This window comes from Herbaspirillum sp. GW103, from assembly GCF_000261365.1.
Lineage (GTDB): Bacteria > Pseudomonadota > Gammaproteobacteria > Burkholderiales > Burkholderiaceae_D > Herbaspirillum.
In genome coordinates, this window is the sequence record NZ_AJVC01000003.1 from 1,501,081 (window position 1) to 1,519,579 (window position 18,499).

23 protein-coding genes and 1 riboswitch are annotated in these 18,499 nt (G+C 65.3%); of the genes, 5 read left to right on the top strand and 18 right to left on the bottom strand.

The features are described from left to right. Nucleotides 1-14: 14 nt before the first annotated feature. The 8 genes from GWL_RS10215 to GWL_RS10245 form a co-directional block, all read right to left on the bottom strand. Nucleotides 15-767, bottom strand: a complete 753-nt coding sequence (locus GWL_RS10215) for a CbtA family protein (RefSeq protein WP_008329530.1) — start codon at nucleotides 765-767, stop codon at nucleotides 15-17. A 10-nt stretch (nucleotides 768-777) separates the two neighbouring features. Further along, on the bottom strand, nucleotides 778-993 hold the full coding sequence (locus tag GWL_RS10220; RefSeq protein WP_008329533.1) for a CbtB domain-containing protein: 216 nt from the start codon (nucleotides 991-993) through the stop codon (nucleotides 778-780). 140 nt (nucleotides 994-1,133) lie between these two features. Then, nucleotides 1,134-1,364: riboswitch (cobalamin riboswitch) on the bottom strand. Nucleotides 1,365-1,442: 78 nt separating this feature from the next. Then, nucleotides 1,443-1,970: a hypothetical protein gene (locus GWL_RS10225; RefSeq protein ID WP_008329535.1), complete on the bottom strand. Its 528-nt coding sequence runs from the start codon at nucleotides 1,968-1,970 to the stop codon at nucleotides 1,443-1,445. 206 nt (nucleotides 1,971-2,176) lie between these two features. Further along, on the bottom strand, nucleotides 2,177-2,872 hold the full coding sequence (locus GWL_RS10230; RefSeq protein ID WP_008329537.1) for a hypothetical protein: 696 nt from the start codon (nucleotides 2,870-2,872) through the stop codon (nucleotides 2,177-2,179). Nucleotides 2,873-3,191: 319 nt separating this feature from the next. Then, complete coding sequence (locus GWL_RS23635) at nucleotides 3,192-3,344, bottom strand: hypothetical protein (protein WP_008329538.1); 153 nt, start codon at nucleotides 3,342-3,344, stop codon at nucleotides 3,192-3,194. Between the two features lie 59 nt (nucleotides 3,345-3,403). Beyond that, nucleotides 3,404-3,751 (bottom strand): hypothetical protein, encoded by a 348-nt coding sequence (locus tag GWL_RS10235; protein ID WP_008329539.1) that lies wholly within the window; start codon nucleotides 3,749-3,751, stop codon nucleotides 3,404-3,406. A 154-nt stretch (nucleotides 3,752-3,905) separates the two neighbouring features. After that, nucleotides 3,906-5,555 (bottom strand): phosphoglucomutase (alpha-D-glucose-1,6-bisphosphate-dependent), encoded by a 1,650-nt coding sequence (gene pgm, locus GWL_RS10240; protein ID WP_008329541.1) that lies wholly within the window; start codon nucleotides 5,553-5,555, stop codon nucleotides 3,906-3,908. 335 nt (nucleotides 5,556-5,890) lie between these two features. Further along, nucleotides 5,891-6,142: a GlsB/YeaQ/YmgE family stress response membrane protein gene (locus GWL_RS10245; RefSeq protein ID WP_008329542.1), complete on the bottom strand. Its 252-nt coding sequence runs from the start codon at nucleotides 6,140-6,142 to the stop codon at nucleotides 5,891-5,893. A 396-nt stretch (nucleotides 6,143-6,538) separates the two neighbouring features. Here GWL_RS10245 and GWL_RS22730 point away from each other — a divergent pair, with 396 nt between their 5' ends. From GWL_RS22730 to GWL_RS10260, 3 genes are all read left to right on the top strand, one after another. Then, nucleotides 6,539-6,922 carry a hypothetical protein gene (locus GWL_RS22730; protein ID WP_008329543.1) on the top strand — a complete coding sequence of 128 codons (384 nt, stop codon included), beginning with the start codon at nucleotides 6,539-6,541 and terminating at the stop codon, nucleotides 6,920-6,922. An 86-nt stretch (nucleotides 6,923-7,008) separates the two neighbouring features. Continuing rightward, nucleotides 7,009-8,022, top strand: a complete 1,014-nt coding sequence (galU, locus tag GWL_RS10255) for a UTP--glucose-1-phosphate uridylyltransferase GalU (RefSeq protein ID WP_008329544.1) — start codon at nucleotides 7,009-7,011, stop codon at nucleotides 8,020-8,022. A gap of 348 nt (nucleotides 8,023-8,370) precedes the next feature. Continuing rightward, nucleotides 8,371-8,811: a hypothetical protein gene (locus GWL_RS10260; RefSeq protein WP_008329545.1), complete on the top strand. Its 441-nt coding sequence runs from the start codon at nucleotides 8,371-8,373 to the stop codon at nucleotides 8,809-8,811. A 116-nt stretch (nucleotides 8,812-8,927) separates the two neighbouring features. Here GWL_RS10260 and GWL_RS10265 read toward each other — a convergent pair whose 3' ends face one another. Both GWL_RS10265 and GWL_RS10270 read right to left on the bottom strand, forming a co-directional pair. Further along, the gene (locus tag GWL_RS10265; RefSeq protein ID WP_008329546.1) at nucleotides 8,928-10,136 is read right to left on the bottom strand and encodes a branched-chain amino acid ABC transporter substrate-binding protein; all 1,209 of its coding nucleotides are present in this window, start codon (nucleotides 10,134-10,136) and stop codon (nucleotides 8,928-8,930) included. Between the two features lie 46 nt (nucleotides 10,137-10,182). Continuing rightward, on the bottom strand, nucleotides 10,183-11,052 hold the full coding sequence (locus GWL_RS10270) for an MOSC domain-containing protein (RefSeq protein WP_008329547.1): 870 nt from the start codon (nucleotides 11,050-11,052) through the stop codon (nucleotides 10,183-10,185). 169 nt (nucleotides 11,053-11,221) lie between these two features. Here GWL_RS10270 and GWL_RS10275 point away from each other — a divergent pair, with 169 nt between their 5' ends. Beyond that, a complete protein-coding gene (locus GWL_RS10275; protein ID WP_008329553.1) occupies nucleotides 11,222-11,677 on the top strand; it encodes a CopD family protein in 456 nt (151 codons plus the stop codon). 27 nt (nucleotides 11,678-11,704) lie between these two features. Further along, entirely contained in the window at nucleotides 11,705-12,493 is a 789-nt protein-coding gene (locus GWL_RS10280) for a 2-keto-4-pentenoate hydratase (RefSeq protein ID WP_008329554.1), read from the top strand. Nucleotides 12,494-12,570: 77 nt separating this feature from the next. Here GWL_RS10280 and GWL_RS10285 read toward each other — a convergent pair whose 3' ends face one another. The 8 genes from GWL_RS10285 to mdcE form a co-directional block, all read right to left on the bottom strand. Further along, nucleotides 12,571-13,065 carry an acyl-CoA thioesterase gene (locus tag GWL_RS10285; protein ID WP_034350416.1) on the bottom strand — a complete coding sequence of 165 codons (495 nt, stop codon included), beginning with the start codon at nucleotides 13,063-13,065 and terminating at the stop codon, nucleotides 12,571-12,573. Nucleotides 13,066-13,279: 214 nt separating this feature from the next. After that, complete coding sequence (locus GWL_RS10290) at nucleotides 13,280-14,212, bottom strand: 2-hydroxyacid dehydrogenase (RefSeq protein ID WP_008329557.1); 933 nt, start codon at nucleotides 14,210-14,212, stop codon at nucleotides 13,280-13,282. A 219-nt stretch (nucleotides 14,213-14,431) separates the two neighbouring features. Then, the gene (locus GWL_RS10295) at nucleotides 14,432-14,674 is read right to left on the bottom strand and encodes a hypothetical protein (protein WP_008329558.1); all 243 of its coding nucleotides are present in this window, start codon (nucleotides 14,672-14,674) and stop codon (nucleotides 14,432-14,434) included. A 29-nt stretch (nucleotides 14,675-14,703) separates the two neighbouring features. Beyond that, nucleotides 14,704-14,952 carry a DUF6139 family protein gene (locus GWL_RS10300; protein ID WP_008329559.1) on the bottom strand — a complete coding sequence of 83 codons (249 nt, stop codon included), beginning with the start codon at nucleotides 14,950-14,952 and terminating at the stop codon, nucleotides 14,704-14,706. Between the two features lie 218 nt (nucleotides 14,953-15,170). Beyond that, complete coding sequence (locus tag GWL_RS10305; protein ID WP_008329560.1) at nucleotides 15,171-16,115, bottom strand: ACP S-malonyltransferase; 945 nt, start codon at nucleotides 16,113-16,115, stop codon at nucleotides 15,171-15,173. Continuing rightward, nucleotides 16,112-17,041 carry a triphosphoribosyl-dephospho-CoA synthase MdcB gene (mdcB, locus tag GWL_RS10310; protein ID WP_008329561.1) on the bottom strand — a complete coding sequence of 310 codons (930 nt, stop codon included), beginning with the start codon at nucleotides 17,039-17,041 and terminating at the stop codon, nucleotides 16,112-16,114. The genes GWL_RS10305 and mdcB overlap by 4 nt, the downstream gene beginning before the upstream one ends. Further along, nucleotides 17,029-17,751: a malonate decarboxylase holo-[acyl-carrier-protein] synthase gene (mdcG, locus tag GWL_RS10315; RefSeq protein WP_034350418.1), complete on the bottom strand. Its 723-nt coding sequence runs from the start codon at nucleotides 17,749-17,751 to the stop codon at nucleotides 17,029-17,031. The genes mdcB and mdcG overlap by 13 nt, the downstream gene beginning before the upstream one ends. 2 nt (nucleotides 17,752-17,753) lie before the next feature. Further along, nucleotides 17,754-18,494, bottom strand: a complete 741-nt coding sequence (gene mdcE, locus GWL_RS10320) for a biotin-independent malonate decarboxylase subunit gamma (protein WP_008329563.1) — start codon at nucleotides 18,492-18,494, stop codon at nucleotides 17,754-17,756. Nucleotides 18,495-18,499: the final 5 nt, after the last annotated feature.

Sequence of the window (18,499 nt, forward strand, 5' to 3'; positions counted from 1 at the left end):
ACGGATCGGACCCATCAGCCGAAGCGGCGGTAGAAGAAACCGCTCAGGCCGCCCAGCGCCAGCCAGAACACGGCATTGGCCGCCGCAGTGGCGCCGATGAAGGCTTGCGCCAGTTCTTCCGGCGCCACGCTGCCGTGCACTTCCGGTTGCGGCGCCCCGATGAAGTGCGGTGCCACCAGCAGCAACACGCCGATCAGCTTGCCCGGCCAGCCCCGGGTGAAGACGAACAGACCCAGGCTGGCGGCCGTCATGGCGGCGGTCATCACCCACCAGAGCTGACGCGCCTGCAGGGGCGCAGCCAGCGTGCCAGGCACTTCCGGCGGCAAGCCCAGCGAAGGCGCCACGAAGAACACGCCATAACCGGCCAGACCCCACAGCAGACCGCTGCGCCAGCTGATCTGGCGTCCGCTCAGGGCAAAGGCCGCCACCAGCATCAGCGCAAAACCGACCGCCATGCTGACGTTGGCCAGCACGGTGTAGGCGGTGCGTTCGGCACCGTCGGCGGGCTCCCAGGCTTGGGCGTCGTGATGGTGGCTGTGCTCATCGGCACCGACATGGGCATGGTCGTGCGCACCCGCGTGGGTAGCGGGTTCGCCGCCAGGGTCATGGGCTGCGGAGGCCGTCGCTTCGCTGGCCTTTTCATATTGCTCGGCCTTGAGGATGAGCTTTTCCACCTGGAATTGCTGCACCCCCGACAGCAGCAAGCCCGACAAGGCCCCTGCCACCACCACCGCCGACGCCATGCGGCGAAACACCGTCCAGTTCATGATCCGCTCCTCAGTGGCAGGGGAAACCGGCCGAGTGGCGGCCATCGTGGGCGGCATTGTGCAGCTCGACGCGGGAGGCGAAGCCGGCGCCGTAGATCAGCGCCACGCCCAGCGCGAAGGCCAGCAGCGACGGCGCGATGCGGTCACGCCAGACCTGGCTGACGGCGCGGCTGGAAGTGGAAGAGTCGGCGGTGCTGCGGGCATTGAGACCGGAGGGAGTGGACATGCGCTTTCCTTGGGCAGGTGGATGAAACGAAGGAAGCCACACGGCGAGCGCCCATGCCACATCCCGCCGTGCACCGACGGCGCCGCTCAATGCCAGCGGGACATGTTGGAAGCTTTCCGCATGATCGCCCTCCGCGATACATTCAAGAAGTTGCCACTGGCCGGTCTCCGGGCTGGCGAGCTGAAGCCTGGGGCTTCCGGACAGGCGCCTTCCCATGCGCGGGGCACAGTGGCGTAGTGCGTGTCCTTGCTCGCTTACCGTTGCGGGGGCAGCGCCGGCCTTGGCACGATGCTGAGGCATCGGCCGCACCGGCTTCCCGTTTCAATCCCGGGCGCGGCTGCACACGGGATACCAGAAGCAATGCTAAGGGGCGAAGTATAAAGGCGGGGACCGGCTTGGGCAACCGGCATTGTCAGCCTGATCGGCCAGCTGGTCGGCTGCTGGCGAACTCAGCGAGGCGCCGGCGGGATCGCGTCCGACTGCTTGTAGTACAGCCGCATATCCGCCCCCATGCCGCGCGGGATGCGGGCCACGTAGGCCGAGCGCTGGCCCGTCCGGTCGCCCTGCCCGTGCACTTCCATCAGGCACAGGTAGCGCTCGCCCAGATAGCCCAGTACCGCAAAGGAGGCCCGGTGCGGACGCTCCAGCCGTAGCGGTGCGTCCGCTGTCAGGCCGACGGCGCGGTCCAGGTAGCCACGGTGCGCGTTGACGAAGAGGTAATCGCGCACGGACGCCTTGCCGCTGGCATAGCCGATGCGCAGCATGCGGTTGTCGGCATCGGGCAGATAAAGGCTGTAGGGTGAGGTCGCGCCGCCCTCCATGACTTCCACCCGCCCGGCCACCGGCTCGGTGCTGACCGGGCCCACCGTCATGCGGTCGACCACCAGGCAGCGATCCAGTACCTGCGCCGGCGGCGTCGGCGCCCCGGGCAGCGCCACCAGACAAACCAACAGCAAGACCACGGGCAGGCAGCGCAATGCGCTCGCCGTTGAACTGCATGCAGCAGGAAGTAAGCGGTTCAAGGGCAGCTCCTTCGGGGAACAGGAATCGGAGTGGGTGCGGCAGAGGCCACACCCACTCCGAATAGTTGCAGAAGGGAAACCCGATGGATATCAGAAAACTCTCAATGACCGTCAGTAAGTGACGCGGCGGGCGGGGGCGTCCCGGCCTGCCCACCGTGGTGTCAATACTGGACGGCGGCCGGCCCGGCCAGCAGATCCAGCGAGATGAAATGCCATTGGGCCGATTCGGCGTCATACACCGCGACCTGGTTGATCTGGCGGCCTGGCGGGGCGGTACCGGGCAACCGGTCGATGGCGCGGGCGGCATGGCGGTGGCGCTCCAGCGGACTCATTGCCAGCAGGCTGGCCTGCGTCTCGCTGCGGGCGAACAGTCCGGCGCATTCCCACAGCCGGGCGTAGCACTCCAGATCGGGCAGCGCGATGTCCAGCGTGATGGAGTCGATCAGCGGCGAGGCCTTGGCCAGGCTGGCCGAGGACAGGCGTACCGGCTCGCCCTGCGCGCGCACTGCCAGGCGACCGTCGCGCGCGCCCCAGGCCACGTGCAGACAATAGGGCAGATAGCCGTGGTGGCGCGCCACCAGTTCGTCCGGGGAGAAGGACGAGGCCGGCAAGACCTGGTAGGCCGTCGGCGGCATGCCCCGCCAGAGCGCGTCCAGGCTGGCCTCGAAGGGCGACAGATAAACCACCATCGCCTGGCTGCCGGCGGCCTCGCCGGCGATGACGGGTTCGCACAGTACCTGGCCGGGGCCACTGCCGGCACTGGGCTGACGTACCAGCACGTAGAGCGGAAGAGCCGACAGCAGCGTGTGTCGACGACCGGCAGGAAAGCCCATTGACAGCGGGGAATATGGAAACACGGCGCTACTCCTCAGAGAAAACACGACCGTGGCGGCAGCCTTGCTCAATTCATCTTCTGTCGCCGGAAAAAAGAGATGCTTTCACGAATACTTGTCGGCTTGAATGAGAAAAGTCTCAATCCGCGCAAAAGAATGAAGAAACCCCCGCAGGACGGGGGTTTCCGGGGCAGATGAAGAAAAAGGAAGAGGATGCCTCGCTACGCCCTTGCACAGGGTCGGCAGCGCCGGCAGCGCTATGGCGTCATGAAGGAAAAGGCAAAAAAGCGAGACAATCAGGCCGCAGCAGATGCTGCGGCCTGATCGGTGCGAAAGTGCAAAATCAGCCCTGCATGCGCAGCGGCGGGTCAGAAGGCCGGGGGCTCAGCGGCGGCTCTTCCACCGGGACCGGCTCATCATCGGGCAGGGGCGGCGGCGGGATGTTGGGTTCGTTGACGGGAGGGGTCTCTTGGGGCGTATGCAGATTCAGGTTCAAACAGATCTCCTCGGAGCGATCCCTGGTCGGAGCGACCGGGGTGTGCCGACAGCAGGTCGTCAGCGACCGGCCATCGGGTTCTGATGCGGAATGGGGTCCTGCGGCGGGGTCGGGTCCAGCGGCGGCACCTCCACCGGCGGGGTGTCCTGGGGCTTGTGCATGGGGTTCTCCTGAGTGGGTGGAAGGGGCGGACTGCGGTCCGGATCGGCACTACCGGGGCGAGGCAGCAGGCCGTCGTCGGCGTTGGCCAGGGGATCTTCGGTACCGTCGGGCTCGATCACCTGGGCCGGGTCCGGCTGGATGTGGTCCGGCGGCGTCGGCGTTTCGGCGGTAGCCGACATGGCGGGGGGACGCAGCAAGGCAGGCGCCGCACGGGTCGAGACGGGGTCCGGATCAGAATGGGCCATGAGGGTCCTCCTTGACGGGGATGGCAGACGATGACCATCTTACGAAGCCCCTGCCCTGCTCTCAGCCAGACATCGGCCCATTTTCCTGTAGGAAGGCAGGAACAAAAACGCCGCCCCGAGGGCGGCGTGGTCATGACAGGCGCGGCGACCGGGCTCAGTCCGCCTGCAGTGCGCGGGTCACGATCTCCTGCGCCTCGCTAAAGATGCGGTCCAGATGGGCCTGATCGCGGAAGCTCTCGCCATAGATCTTGTAGATGCTCTCGGTGCCGGAAGGACGGGCGGCGAACCAGCCATTGTCCGTGACGATCTTCAGGCCGCCGAAAGCCTTGCCATTGGCCGGGGCCGTGGTCATGACTTCGCGGATGGTTTCGCCGGCCAGTTCGGTGGACGTGACATCCTGCGGCGACAGCCTGGACAGGCGCGCCTTCTGCTGCGGCGTGGCGGCGGCTTCCTTGCGGCCATTGAGCGGTGCGCCCAGTTGCCGGGTGAGATCCTGATAGATCTGGCCGGGATCGTTGCCGGTGCGGGCAGTCATCTCGGCGGCCAGCAAGGCGGCGGTGATGCCATCCTTGTCGGTACTCCAGGGCTGGCCATCGAAGCGCACGAAGGAGGCGCCGGCGCTTTCCTCGCAGCCGAAGGCCAGGCTGCCGTCATAGAGGCCATCGACGAACCACTTGAAGCCCACCGGCATTTCCAGCAGCTTGCGGCCCAGGTGGGCGGCCACGCGATTGATCATCTGGCTGGATACCAGGGTCTTGCCCACGGCGGCATCGGCACGCCAGGCCGGACGATGGCCGAACAGGTAGTACACCGCGACCGACAGATAATCGTTGGCCGGCAGCAGGCCGGTGCTCCTGGCGACGATGCCGTGACGGTCATGGTCGGTATCGCAGGCCATGGCCACGTCGAAGCGATCCTTGAGCGCGATCAGCTCGCTCATGGCATAGGGCGAGGACGGATCCATGCGGATCTGTGCATCCCAGTCCAGCGGCACGAAGCGAAAACTCGCATCCACATCGGTATTGACCACTTCCAGATTGAGCTTGTAGCGATCCGCAATGGCCGACCAGTAATGCAGCCCGGCGCCACCCAGCGGGTCTACGCCGATCTTGACGTTGGCCGCCGAGATGGCGCCCAGGTCGATGATGTTGGGCAGGTCGCCGACGTAGTTGTCCAGATAATCGTAGCGGCGCGTGGTGTCGGCCTTGAGGGCCTTCTCGAAGCTGATGCGGCGTACGCCTTCGAGCTTTTGCTCCAGATAGGCATTGGCGCGCTTCTCGATCCAGCTGGTGACGTTGGAGTCCGACGGGCCGCCATTGGGCATGTTGTACTTGAAGCCGCCATTGTCCGGCGGATTGTGCGAGGGCGTGACCACGATGCCATCGGCCAGCTTGTCGCGGTGCACCCGGTTGTGCGTGAGGATGGCATGCGAGACGGCCGGCGTGGGCGCATAGGGGCTGCCTTCGGCCAGCATGGTCAGCACCGCGTTGGCCGCCAGCACTTCCAGTGCGCTGTGCCAGGCCGGCTCCGACAAGGCATGGGTATCAATGCCGAGGAACAGCGGGCCCTTGAAACCCTGTTCCTTGCGGTAGTCGCAGATGGCCTGGGTGATGGCCAGCACGTGCCATTCATTGAAGCTGTGGGCATTGGCGTTGCCGCGATGGCCGGACGTCCCGAAGGCCACCCGATGGCTGGCCTCGGCCACCTCCGGACGCAGGCTGTAATAGTTCGACAGCAGCACCGGCAGGTTCACCAGGGCCGAAGGCGCGGCACGCTTGCCGGCGAGGGGATGGACGCTACTCATAATTTTTTCTGGATGAATGGATATCGGAGGAAGCGAAGCGGACGCGGTGGATGCCGGACATCCCCTTCGCTACTTGATCTTTTTTCAACGTCCCGGACATTGTAACGCCAGGATGGCGCGCTGCAGCATGGATATGCAGAAACTTGCAGGAGCATTGCCGCAGATCACTCCCCATGCGCCTGGCCGGGCATGGGCGCTACGCCCTGGGCGGGCAAGATGAAGGCGCGTGTCCAAAACGCAAAACGCGTCCGGGCCGGGCCGCGGACGCATTGCTCATGGGTCAGGAGCGCCAGGCCTGCGCCGGGAGCCTGCCTCCACGGCGCGGGCCTGCCGGGTCAGGCCCTGCGGAAGGCCCGCACGATCACCAGCAGCACGACCGCGCCCAGCGTGGCGGTAACGATCGAGGCCAGGATGCCACCACCCACGGCGATGCCCAGGAGGCCAGCCAGCCAGCCGCCGATGACGGCACCGACGATACCGATCAGGATATCGGCCAGCAGACCGAAGCCGCCACCCTTGACCAGCACGCCGGCAAGCCAGCCGGCAACGGCACCAATGATCAGCCATGCGATGAGTCCGTGTTCCATGATGTTCCCTTTCCATTGTTCTGTCGTTCTTGGATTGATGTCGGAAGCCGTCGGCAGGCCTCCTCCTCTCTGCAAGCGCTCTGCGCAACAGATGAGGTGATGATAGAAAAACGCGTCCCGGCCAGCTATCGGACAGCGGCCCATTTCCTTGTAGGACAAGCCCGGCATGGGCGGCTGTCGCGCTGACCGCGGCCTGCTCGTGGCGGCGCAGTACCCGCGTGACGGGCGGGCCGGGGTCTTCCTCTTTTCCTACAGCGCAAAAGGCGGCATTCCTATAGAGAGGAAGCGCGAGTTTTCTTACTCTTGTTTCCGTAGGCACGGTGCAGCATGAATCCGTCAGCCGCACCGTATACCGATACCGCATTTGCCAGCCCGATTACGTAGAGAGTCGCCATCATGTCCGCCACCGAATCCAGCGCACGCCCCTCGTCCGTCTTTGCCAATGCCTACGCGCTCAATGCGTTCGGCAACGCACCGCGCGCCGAAGAAGGCACTGACTTCGTCGAGCACTATGCACGCTATGCCCGTGAATCTGCCGAGCTGCTGCATCAGATATCGATGAAGGCGCCGCAACTGGCCTCGGTGCTGGAACAACTCAACGAAGGCAGCCTGGCGCAACGCATCGCGCTGGCTGATGACGAGGCCAAGGCCAGCGCCCCGCAGCGACGCACCCGGCTGCGCGAAAAGGCCGGGCATGCCCTGGCTGGCGTGGCCTCGTTGTTGCAGGGATGCCGTGCTCTGCTTCAGATGAAGATGATCAAGAACAACAGACAGGCGTAAAGGCGTAAGGAGGCGCATTCGCCAGCGAGCCTGCATTGTGTGCATGAGGGTGCCACGCCCGTCACTCAACCAAACCTGGACTTACCATGAAAAAAATCACCAAAGCCGTTTTTCCCGTCGCTGGCCTCGGCAGCCGTTTTCTTCCCGCTACCAAGGCACAGCCCAAGGAAATGCTGCCCATCGTCGACAAGCCATTGATCCAGTACGCCGTTGAAGAGGCGGTGGAAGCGGGCATCACCGAGATGATCTTCATCACCGGCCGCAACAAGCGCGCCATCGAAGACCATTTCGACAAGGCCTACGAGCTGGAATCCGAACTGGAAGCCGCCGGCAAGGTGAAACTGCTGGAAACCATCCGCAACGTCATCCCCAAGCACATCAACTGTGTCTACGTCCGCCAGGCCGAACCGCTGGGCCTGGGACACGCCGTGCTGCTGGCCAAGCCGCTGGTGGGTGACGAACCCTTCGCCGTGCTGCTGGCCGACGACTTCATGGATGCCGCCCCCGGCCAGAAGAACGTGATGGCACAGATGACCGAACTCTACGAGCGCGAAGGCAAGAGCCTGCTGGCCGTGCAGGACGTGCCGCGTCCGGAAACCCGCCAGTACGGCATCGTCAGCGGCAGCCCGCATGGTGAGCGTACCGAGCTGCTCAGCGGCATCGTGGAAAAGCCCTCGCCCGAAGATGCCCCCTCCACCCTGGCCGTCGTGGGCCGCTATGTGCTGACCCCGGCCATCTTCGAACGTCTGGAAAACATCGGCACCGGTGCCGGTGGCGAGATCCAGCTCACCGATGCCATCTCGGCCCTGCTGCAACAGGAACAGATCCTCGCCTATCGCTACGAGGGCCAGCGCTTCGATTGCGGCTCCAAGCTCGGTTACCTCAAGGCGGCCGTGGCCATGGGCTTCAAGCACAAGGAAGTCGGCAGCGGCTTCGCGCAGTTCCTGCAAGAATTCGTCAGCCAGCATGACCTGACCCAGGCCGCCCAACCCAAGGGCCCGGCCACCGTCACCCCATTGAAGCCCGCCGCCGGCAGTACGCCCGCCAGCGCCGCAGCCTCCACCGAAAAGCAGCCAGCCGTAGCCCGTAGCGTCATGTAATCCTGTCAGTCCCCGGTAGAGACCGTTGTTGATTGCAGTCCGTCCGCAAGGCCGGGCTGCTTTTTTTTGTACCCACGCTTCTTGTAAATTGTTTTGACCTTTGTCACGGAGTTTTAACCTGGACTTGCTAGCATCGCGGCCATGAATCTGGAGAAGTTCATTTCGCCCGGGACAAAGCAGGTCGCCGCACTTCCCCTGCCCACAAGCGTATGCTGTGGCCACCGCACAAAAGCTGTAAACGTTTGCAGCGTAGAAATCCGACGATGAAATCGTTGCCAGTCGGCAGGAATGTTGCGGCAAAGGCGCAAAAAATATATATTGTTTATATCAATTTTCAGAGGAGCGTTCATGGCCACCAGAGTTCAAGCCGCAGCAGCAGCATCAACCGAAACGAAGAAACCTGTCGCCAAGGCGGCAGCCCCCAAGCCCGCAGCGGTGAAGAAACCTGCCGTCAAGCCCGCCATCCGTGCGGCCGCCAAGCCCGCCGCAGCAGCACCGGCAGCAGCCAAGCCCGAAAAGAAGGTCGAGAAAATCGCCAAGCCCGAAAAGACTGACAAGCCGGTGAAGGCCAAGAAGGTCAAGCAGGTCCGCGACAGCTTCACCATGCCCGAGAACGAATACGCAGTCCTGGCCCAGGTCAAGAAGTCCTGTCTGAAGGCCGGCGTCGAGATCAAGAAGAGCGACCTGCTGCGCATCGGCGTGTCGCTGATCAAGAACCTGAAGATCGCCGAACTGAAGGACATCCTCGGCAGCCTGACCCCGCTGAAGGTAGGCCGTCCCAAGAAATAAGCAGGCCGACAGCGGGCCGTGATGTCATGGCCTGCCGCCCTGCCCGCCTGTCCCTGATGCCGCCCGGTTACGCCCGGGCGGCATTGTTTTTTGCGCACGTTTTTCGGCCGTGGCGTTCAGTTTCTGTCGTGCTGGGCCATGCTGCGCACGACGCGCCAGTGGCCGCCGTTGACGCGGTACAGGGTAAAGACCGGATCGCGCAGATTGCCCTGGGCATCGAAGGCGATATTGCCGGTGATGCCCTTGTAGCCAATCCGGTGCAGGCTGGCCGTCACCTTGCCCGGATCGGTGGAATCGGCCTGCTGCATGGCCGCCGCGATCACGCGCACGGCATCATAGGCAAAGGGCGCATAGAGATAGATTTCGTCCTGCCAGGCGGCCTTCCAGGCCTGTTCGAAATGGCGCCACTGCGGTCCCTTGTAGGAGGGAAGTCCTGGCTCCACTACGCTCACGCCCTCGCCTGACGGACCTGCCAACCTCAGAAAGGTCGGCCCCACCAGGCCGCCGATGCCGACCAGCGGGGCGCGGATCTGCAGACGCCGCATGTCCTGCACCAGTTGTGCAGCCTGGGCATCGAGACCGGCGAAGAGCACCACATCGGGCTCGCTGTCGCGGATGCTGCGCAAAACATTGTTGAAGTCGGAGGTCTTGCTGCTCACCGTGTAGCGTCCCGTCACCCTGCCCTGCAAGACCTTGACCGACTTGGCGAATTCATCGGCATAGGTACTGCCGAAGAGGGTGCTGTCATCGATCACGGCGATGTTGCGGGCCTTCAGCTCACGCACCACGTAGTCGGCGGTCAGGCGCGCGCCCTCGCCATCGTGCGGCACGATGCGAAAGGCGCTGGCATCGCCCTGCTGCGTATAGGCCGGAGCCGTCACGGCGGGGGCCACATGGGGAATGCCGGCAGCGGCGTAGATACGCGCGGCCGGAACACCGACGCCACTGTTCCAGTGGCCGACCACGGCAGCGACCTTGCTCTTGACGAAGTAGTCGGCGATGAGTTCGCCCGTGCGCGGATCGGCGCGGTCGTCCTGTGGCAGCAGCCGGAACAACACCGGCTCGCCACCGATGACGGGCTTGCCGTGGTTGATATCGTCCACGGCCAGTTGAGCGGCGCGCTCGAGACTCACGCCGGTGCTGCCGGAGGGACCACTCATGGGGGCGGCCAGGCCGATGACCACGGTGCGCGGCGTGGCCCATGCGCTGCTGCCGGCCATACTGCACCAGACGCCTGCCAGGGCCAGGGCGAGCAGGTGGCGGCGGGCAGCCCTGGTCATGAGCTTGCCTGAGATCGTGCTGATGGCGCGTGTCTTGATGTTCACTGGAGATCGCATTGATGTGGACTGGATGGCGTCCTCGTGGACGTGCTCAGAAATTGAATTCCCATTCGCAGGGCTGGCCGACCTCGATCTGGCCACCCTCCCCGGCGATGACGATGGCGTTCTGGCCAAAGGTGATGCCCCCGCCCACCCGGGCATTGGCGCGATAGGTGCTCAGCGTGTCCAGCGGCTCATCGGGCCATTGCGGATCACGCTGGCCGCTGCGCTGGTCGATGCCGGGAATGGGACATCTTGCACAAGGCTTCACCAGCTTCAGTTGCACCGGACGGTCTGCACTGCCCAGGCGCAGGGTATCGATGAAATCTTCTTCATATGCCTCCAGACCGGCGATCACCAGGTTGGGGCGGAAGCGATCCATGGGCAAGACTGGCGTCCCTTTGGCCGCCAAGCGGGTGTTGAGCTCATCGAGCGAAGCCTGGCCGATCACCAGCAGCGGATAGCCATCCGAGAACTGTGTGGTAGCGCGGTAGTCACCGGTCCAGCGGGGGCTGCAGGCGCGTTTGACGGCCGGATTGAAGCGCACCAGCCGGGCGTCGGCCTGCAGGTAGTCGGAGAACCAGGTGCGCGCCTGTTCGCCCTGGTCCAGGGCTTCCAGGCGGCTGTCCCAGACGGTGACGGCGAGCGTGGCGCCGTCCTCGCCGGCAGCCGCCAGGCGCAGCGGGGACATGCCCGGTGCGCGCAGCACCAGCGCATCGCCCTCGAAGGCGGGCGTGATGCAGGCCATCCCGGGATGGGTGCGCTGGGTCAGGAATCGGCCCTGGCGATCCACCAGCATCCAGTGGCGGTCCAGCGCCAGGCCCAGCGGGCCGATCTCGGCCCGGGTCAGGGAGAGCCCGCCACAGGACTTGATGGGATAGAAAAAGATGGCGCTGATGGTGCTGATGCTGCTGTTCGTCATGGACCGTCCCCCCGGATGGTGGCGCCTGCCAACGCCTGAAAAGTATTGGTGATAATGTTTCGGCAAGACATTACCACAAGCGGGCGCTTTGCCGGCATGACGATACGTTGTGTTCCTGCTCATGCGACAATGCGCCACGGATTGATATGAACTTTTTGACGGGAGCGCCATGTTGTTTGCCAAATTCTTCCATCTGCTGGGGCTGACCGTCTGGGTCGGCGGCATGTTCTTCGCCCACATGGCGCTGCGGCCCGGGCTTGGGGTGCTGCATCCGGAGCAGCGGCTCTCTCTCATGGCGGCGGTGCTGGCCAATTTCTTCATCTGGGTGTGGGTGGCCATTGCGCTGGTGCTGGGCAGCGGTCTGCACATGATGGCCGTGATGGGTGCGGGTGCGGCCAAGCTGCCGCCTTACCTGCACGCCATGACCGGTATCGGCGTGGTGATGATGCTGATCTTCGCCCACATCTTCTTTGCACCCTTCCGCCGTCTCAAGCTGGCCTCCGCCCAGCAGGACTGGGACCGCGCCTCGCGCGCGCTGCGTCAGGTGCGCGTGCTGGTGGGCATCAACCTGTGCCTGGGCCTGCTGACCATCGCCATCGGTGCCCTGGGCCCCTTGAGCGTCTGAAAACAAGCAATCTGGAGGGAGACATCCGTGCTGACCGATACACAATGCCAGGAAGCGGCCGACCTGCTCTGGGACTGCTGGGCGCACAACCGCCGCATCGCCCGCTTGCCCGTGCATCTGCAACCGGGCGACCGGCGCCAGGCCTATGACATCCAGCGCCGCCTGGAAGCGCGCAGCTTCGCCCCGCTGGCCGGCTGGAAGATCGCTGCCACCGGCCCCGGCGGACAAGGATTGCTCAATGTCGATGCGCCGCTGGCAGGCCGCTTGCTGGCCGAACGCCTTCACCGCAGCGGTGCGCACATCACGCTGGGTGACAACCTGATGCGGGTGGCCGAGGTGGAAGTGGCTTTCCGCATGGGCAGTACACTGGCGCCGCGCAGTACGCCCTATACGCAGGAAGAGGTCATGGCGGCCGTGGCGGCGGTGCATCCGGCCATCGAAATCCCCGATACCCGTTACGACCAGTTCGACCAGGTCGGGGCGGCCCAACTGATCGCCGACAACAGCTGCGCCGACCAGTTCGTGCTGGGCGCACCGGCCAGCGTGGACTGGCGCGGCCTGGATCTGGCCGCGCTGACCACTTCGGGCAGCATCGAGGGCGGCGAGCGGCGCAGCGGCAGTGGCGCCCAGGTGCTGGGCGATCCACGCGTGGCACTGACCTGGCTGGCCAACGAATTGCGTGAGCATGGCCTCACCCTGGCGGCCGGACAGCTGGTGGCCAGCGGTTCGACCATCGTGCCCATGCCGGTGCGCGCCGGACAGCGCGTGCTGGCCGAACTGGGCGTGCTCGGCTCGGTGGTGGTGCATCTGGATTGACCGTCGGCCCGGGCAGCACGTAAAAAAGGGATGCGTCCGACGGGCGCATCCCTTTTTGCTTTCGCGGCTTGGGCCGCTTAGCCGACCTTGTCGTTGCCGGGCTTGACTTCCTCGTAGCGGCGCGCCAGTTCCTGGCGCAGCGACTTGCGGATCACGGCTGCATCGAAGCGGCGCTTTTCTTCCTGCGAGAAGGGACGCAGCGGCGGCACCGGGATCGGCTTGCGCTGATCGTCCACGGCCACCATGGTGAAGAAACAGCTGTTGACGTGGCGCGTTTCCTGGGTGCGGATGTTTTCGGCCACCACCTTGATGCCGATTTCCATGGAAGACTTGCCGGTATGGTTGACGCTGGCCAGGAAGGTCACCAGCTCCCCCACGTGGATGGGCTGACGGAACATGACCTGGTCCACCGACAGGGTCACCACGTACTGGCCGGCGTAGCGGCTGCCGCAGGCGTAGGCCACCTGGTCAAGCAGCTTCAGGATGGTTCCCCCGTGCACGTTGCCGGCGAAGTTGGCCATGTCCGGGGTCATCAGGACCGTCATGGTGAGTTGGTGAGATGGCAGATCCATGGTGCTTGGCTCTCTCTGTAGTGTGATGGCGATGGGTTGGTCTTGGAGTCGTTGAAACGGCGGCGCCGTCGGCCGACACGCTCCCCCGAGCGCGCGCTGGCGGCCGGCCGGACAGCTTTCGTGGAGGAAAGCGATCAGACCGCGGCCGACATTATCGGCCAGCCAGCCCCGCTATGGCAAAAAAACTCGCATCCGCGCGCGCTGGGCAACTTGCTCAGGCGCGCACCACCGGCTCGGCGGCGGCGAAATGTTCCTCGCAATTGCGCAGGAACTGCTGGACCGAAGCGCTGATGGCCTCCGGCGACCAGCCCGCGATATGCGGCGTCAATACGACGTTGGGCAAGCCGATCAGGGCGGCGGGCGGCTTGGGTTCGCCCTCGTAGACATCCAGGGCCGCACCGGCCAGACGCCCGCAGGACAGGGCTGCCGCCAGTGCCTCGGTATCGACGATGCTGCCACGGCCGATGTTGACCAGGTAGCCACGAGGACCGAGCTCTTCCAGCACCCGCGCATTGATGAGGTGCTGCGTCTGGGCACCGCCCGGCGCGGCCACGATGAGGCAGTCGGCCCAGCCGGCCAGCTGGGCGACGTCCGGGAAATAATGGAAATCGACATCATCGCGCTTCTTGCGGTTGCAATAGGCGATCTCGGCATCGAAGGCGGTCGCGCGGCGGGCGATCTTCTTGCCGATGTTGCCCATGCCGACGATGCCCACCCGCTTGCCCGCCAGCTGAGGTTGCAGGGGAATGGTTTCGCGCCAGCCGCCCTCGCGGGTGTAGCGGTCCAGCACGGAAATATTGCGCAGGATGGCCAGCAGCAGGCCCAGGGTGTGATCGGCCACGCAGTCTTCGTTGGTGCCGGCACCGGTGGCGATCTCAATGCCATGTGCACGGGCGTGGGCGGCGTCGATGTTTTCAAAGCCGGCGCCCAGTGCACAGACCAGTTGCAGATGCGGCATGGCGCGCATTTCGTCAGCACTCAGGCCGGTGGACCCATTGGTCAGCACCACCGCCACCTTCCTGGCCGGGCCGGCGATCATCGCGTCGCGGCGCGGGCGATCCGGCGCGTAGAGGATGTCATAGTGGGCGGCGATGGTGGCCGTGCTTTCTTCGGAGAGGTGAATCAGGACGAGCAGAGGGGGTTTCATGGGGGGACCTGGCCGGACGAGGAAAAGGAAAATAGGAAGAAAAACGCAAGATGCGTCATTCTATTGCGAAACGGCACAGCGGGCAGCCTGTCGCCCATCGGCCACTGCGCCTTTCTGCATGCGAATTCCATGCCATGACGGCCCTGTGTGACAACTGAAAAAGCCCGACGCGCCTGCGGGCGCATCGGGCCTGGAGTCAGGCTTGCTGGAGCACTGCGGTCAGTGCCGCGCTGTCTGCTTCTCCAGCAGGTCATGCGCAGCCTGGCGCGCGCCCTGCTCGGCCGCCTTTTCGTCGGCAAAGGTCTGGTCGGGCAGCACGCGCTGTACCGGGAACACCGGATTGCGGTGCATGGGATTGGTCGAGTGGCCGAAGATGGCCACCTGGGCCACCCACTCCTCGCCGCCGATGAGGCGCACGCCGGCATATTCCACTTCGTAGTCGCCTACTTGTTCGGTGGGCATGATGGTCTCCTCTGTCGATGGCGACGGCTTCAGGCCGCGCCGTCGCCGCTGCGTTGGTTCAGATGGGTGATGGCATAGCCTTTCTCGCCGATCTGCATGAAGGCGTCTTCTGCCTCCAGCGTGAAATGCCGCTTGCCGTCGCGCTCGAAGTCCACATTCTGCTCGTGGAGTTGCCAGTCGGTATTGGTCACCTCTGGCGGCAACGCTTCTTCGTGGGGCAGGACGAGGTAGGAAAACAATCCGCCGCCGTCCGGGCGCTTGTACACATCGACTTTCATCTTGGGGCCTCCTGGTCGGGTTGAACATGGGCACTGCTTCCAGATGCGACTGGACTATCTGCCATTGGTTCGCCACAGGAAGGTACGGGGATGCACAAAGCGGCTTGCGCTGTCAGCCTGATCCGACAGCAGTACGCGGCGAAGGAAAGGAAAGATGCTTCATTTCAAGATAGCACCGACAACACCGGACTACCAGCCGGATGTGCCGGCCGGGCCACTCAGTCGGCCTGACGGCGCAGCCAGGCCAGCGCGCCGGAGAGGCTGCGAAAATCGGCCAGCGAACGGCAGGCGATCTGCGGATGGCGTTCGCGCAGCATGCGCGAGAGCGCCGCGCCCGGGCCCAGTTCCAGCGCGACCGTGACGCCGCGTTCGACCAGGGCATCCATGCAGGCGGCCCACTGGATGGGTTCGACCAGCTGGCGCACCAGCAGCGCCCGGGCCTGGGCGGCATCGGTGATGGCCTGCCCGGTGACGCCGGCCAGCAAGGCCGGGCCGGGTGAGCGCAGGGGATGCGCTGCCAGCTCGGCAGCAAACGGCGCCGTCGCCGATTGCATCAAGGGAGTATGCGAGGCCAGCCCAACGGGCAGCAAGGCAGTGCGCGCTCCCGCTGTGACAAGCGCATCGGCTGCGGCTTGCAGGCAGGCGTTCGCCCCTCCGGCGATCAGCGTGTCTTCACCGGTGACGATGGCGACATGGCCGCCGTGACGCGCCAGGCACTCGTGAATCACTGCCAGCGGCAAACCACCGATGGCCATCAATGCTTGCGCCGGTTGCGCGCTGGCGGCCTGCGTCATGGCTGCGGCACGTTGCGCGGCCAGCTCGACTGTCTCGGCGGGATCGAGGAGTCCGGCCAATGCGTAGGCGGACAGTTCGCCCACGCTGTAGCCCGCCACCACCGCGGGCGCCCCGGCGATGGCTGCCAGCGGCGCGTGCAAGGCCTGCCAGGCAGCCAGCTGCGCCGCCACGATCAAGGGTTGGGCATTGCGATTGGCGTACAACTGGGCGGGATCCGCCAGCACCGTTTCAAGGGGCGCTTGCAGATGCGCCGACAAGGCGCTTTGTGCAAGGAAGGCGCTGGCCTGCGGATCATCGCGCAGCAGGTCAAACATGCCCGCGTGCTGCGCGCCCTGCCCCGGGCACAGGATGGCCAGGCGCAGGCTCATGCCTTGTCGGCCTCCAGCAAGCCGACCGCATGGACCAGGCAGGTCGCCGCCAGCAGATCGGCCGCCCCGCCCGGAGACAAGCGCCGGGCGACGAAATCACGATGACAGTCCAGCGCATCGGCTTCCCAATCGGCGCGCGCCGTGCCACCGGCGGCGAGAAAGGCGGCACTGCGATTGCGTACCAGCGCCGCCCCCTCGGCACCGCCGCGATGATAGACATTGGTATCGCTGAGATGCGCCATGAGCGCGAAGAGCGTATCGATGCGGGCATGATGGAGATCCCGCCCCGCCGCCAGGGTGGCCTGCCATTGCGGCAAGGCCACTTCGAAGACGGCGGGAAAGCCCAAAGCCCCCTCTTCACGCGCCCCGCCCACGGCATGCCTGGCCGCTACGCGCTGGCCGTGACTGGGCGCTTCGGCGTCGGCGACCGCTGCGCTATGACGCGCCAGCGCATCGCCCCACTGGATCAGCAGGGTGGCGCGCAGTGTGGCCGGCTGCAAGGACATGTGGCGGCCACGCGCATAGGCCGTGGCAGCGCACAGCATGCCCAGTACGAAGATCGCGCCCCGGTGCGTGTTGACGCCGCCCGTGGCGCGCAGCATGCGCTCTTCGGCGCGCAGGGCCAGTTTCTGCAAGGTGTGGAAGGGTGCGCCATCCAGTCCGGCAGCGGCAATCTGGAAAAAATAATGGCGCAGCGCGAACAGGCTGCGCAAGAAGGTCTCAGCCGTCATGTCGGTGTGGCTGCCATTGTCCACGCGCGAGACCAGACCCGGTTTGGGATAAAGGACCAGCTCCTGGTACAGGCTGCGCACCGCCAGCCGCGCTAGTTGCCGGCAGAACGCCAGGTTCTCGCGGGCAGCACGACGCTTCTGCGTGTGATGCAGGGGCTGCCTGAGCGTATCGGGATGCTGCATCAGGCGGCGCATGAATGCTCCAGTGGCAGGCTGGCCCGCAATGCGCCCACACGCTCCAGCGCCACACTGGCGGGCCGCTTGACCAAGACCTGCCCCTCAGGGTGGTGGCCCAGCACCGCCACCTGTCGCCATTCTTTCCACGACACGGCGGCGCCGTCGGGAAACACGATTTCGCCATCCAGCGGCAGGAACATGGCCTGCCAGGCCAGCAAGCGTACGCCCGCTTCCAGCTGGGACTGGCTGCGTGGCTGGAACAGCAGGTCGATGTCGGAACTGCTGCGCAGATAGGTTTGCGCAGTGAGCGCCTGCCAGGCCAGCGAACCAAAGACGGACAGCGCGATGTCCGCGCGCCCCATGTGCTCCTGCAACTGTGCCAATCCCGTCTGCCACGCGGCGGGCAGCGTGCTCAGACGCGCAGCGACGATGTCACGCAGCAGCAACGGCGCCCGGCTGGCCGCCACCTCCTGCGTCCCCACCCGCAAGGCGATGCGCGGTTTGTTGCCCTGCGCATCGGGCGGCAGGGCGATGCCCACGCAGATCTCTTGCTCGCTGGCCTGTGCATCGCGACGACGCACGATCACCGGCCAGCGCATCTGCTGCCAATGCTGCAGCGTGGCGTGTTGGCGGGCATCCATATCAGTGGCCTGCAGGCGCAGCCAGCCGGCCTGGCTCAACCAGAGCAGGTGGTGGCGCGCGTGGACCAGGGACTGCGCGGACGACATGCTCATCCGTTCAAGGCAGTATCGTGGGCGACCGCATCGATGACCCGTTGCGCCCATTTGCGTCCGCCGCGCGCAAACCCGGTGGCTGCACGGGTATCGGCGCTGCGATCCTGGGCCAGCGCATCGGCCAGCGCCCGGGCCAGGTCGGCGTTCCAGATCTCGGTGACACCGCCCATGCGTAAATAATTTTCGGGACCGGGCGCAAAGACCGGATTGCTCCTGGCCAGTTCGGTCAACCGTTCTTCCGGCACCTTGGTAATGCGCGCCATCGCGGGCAAGCCCATGACGCGGATGGTGGCGTCGGGCAAGGCATAGCAGGCATCGGCGATGAGGCCGCTGGTGATGAAGCCGCCCGACAGCGCCTGGTCATACACCAGGCCGATGACCCGATGGCCCTGGCGGCGCGCCAGTTCCACACACTTGCCCAGATGCGCCATGTAGCTGTTGATGCCCAGCATTTCATCACGATGACGCAGGCGCTGGCCCTGGGTATCGACCAGGATCACGATGGGTCGGCCCGGATGTTCCCGCACCGTCTCCAGGATCACGCTGGCCTGGGCCAGGGCGATCTCGATGCCGATGGGCGTATGGCCGGTGGTGCCAACCACGGTGACGGTACGGCCATCAACCTGCGCCGTGCCGGAGAGGAACTGATCCTGCTCGGTGATCGCGTGGCCCTGCGGGAACAGGTCCTGCGCCAGTGCGCGCCAGTCGACCTGGGGTGGAGTAACAGTCTGGTTCATGAATT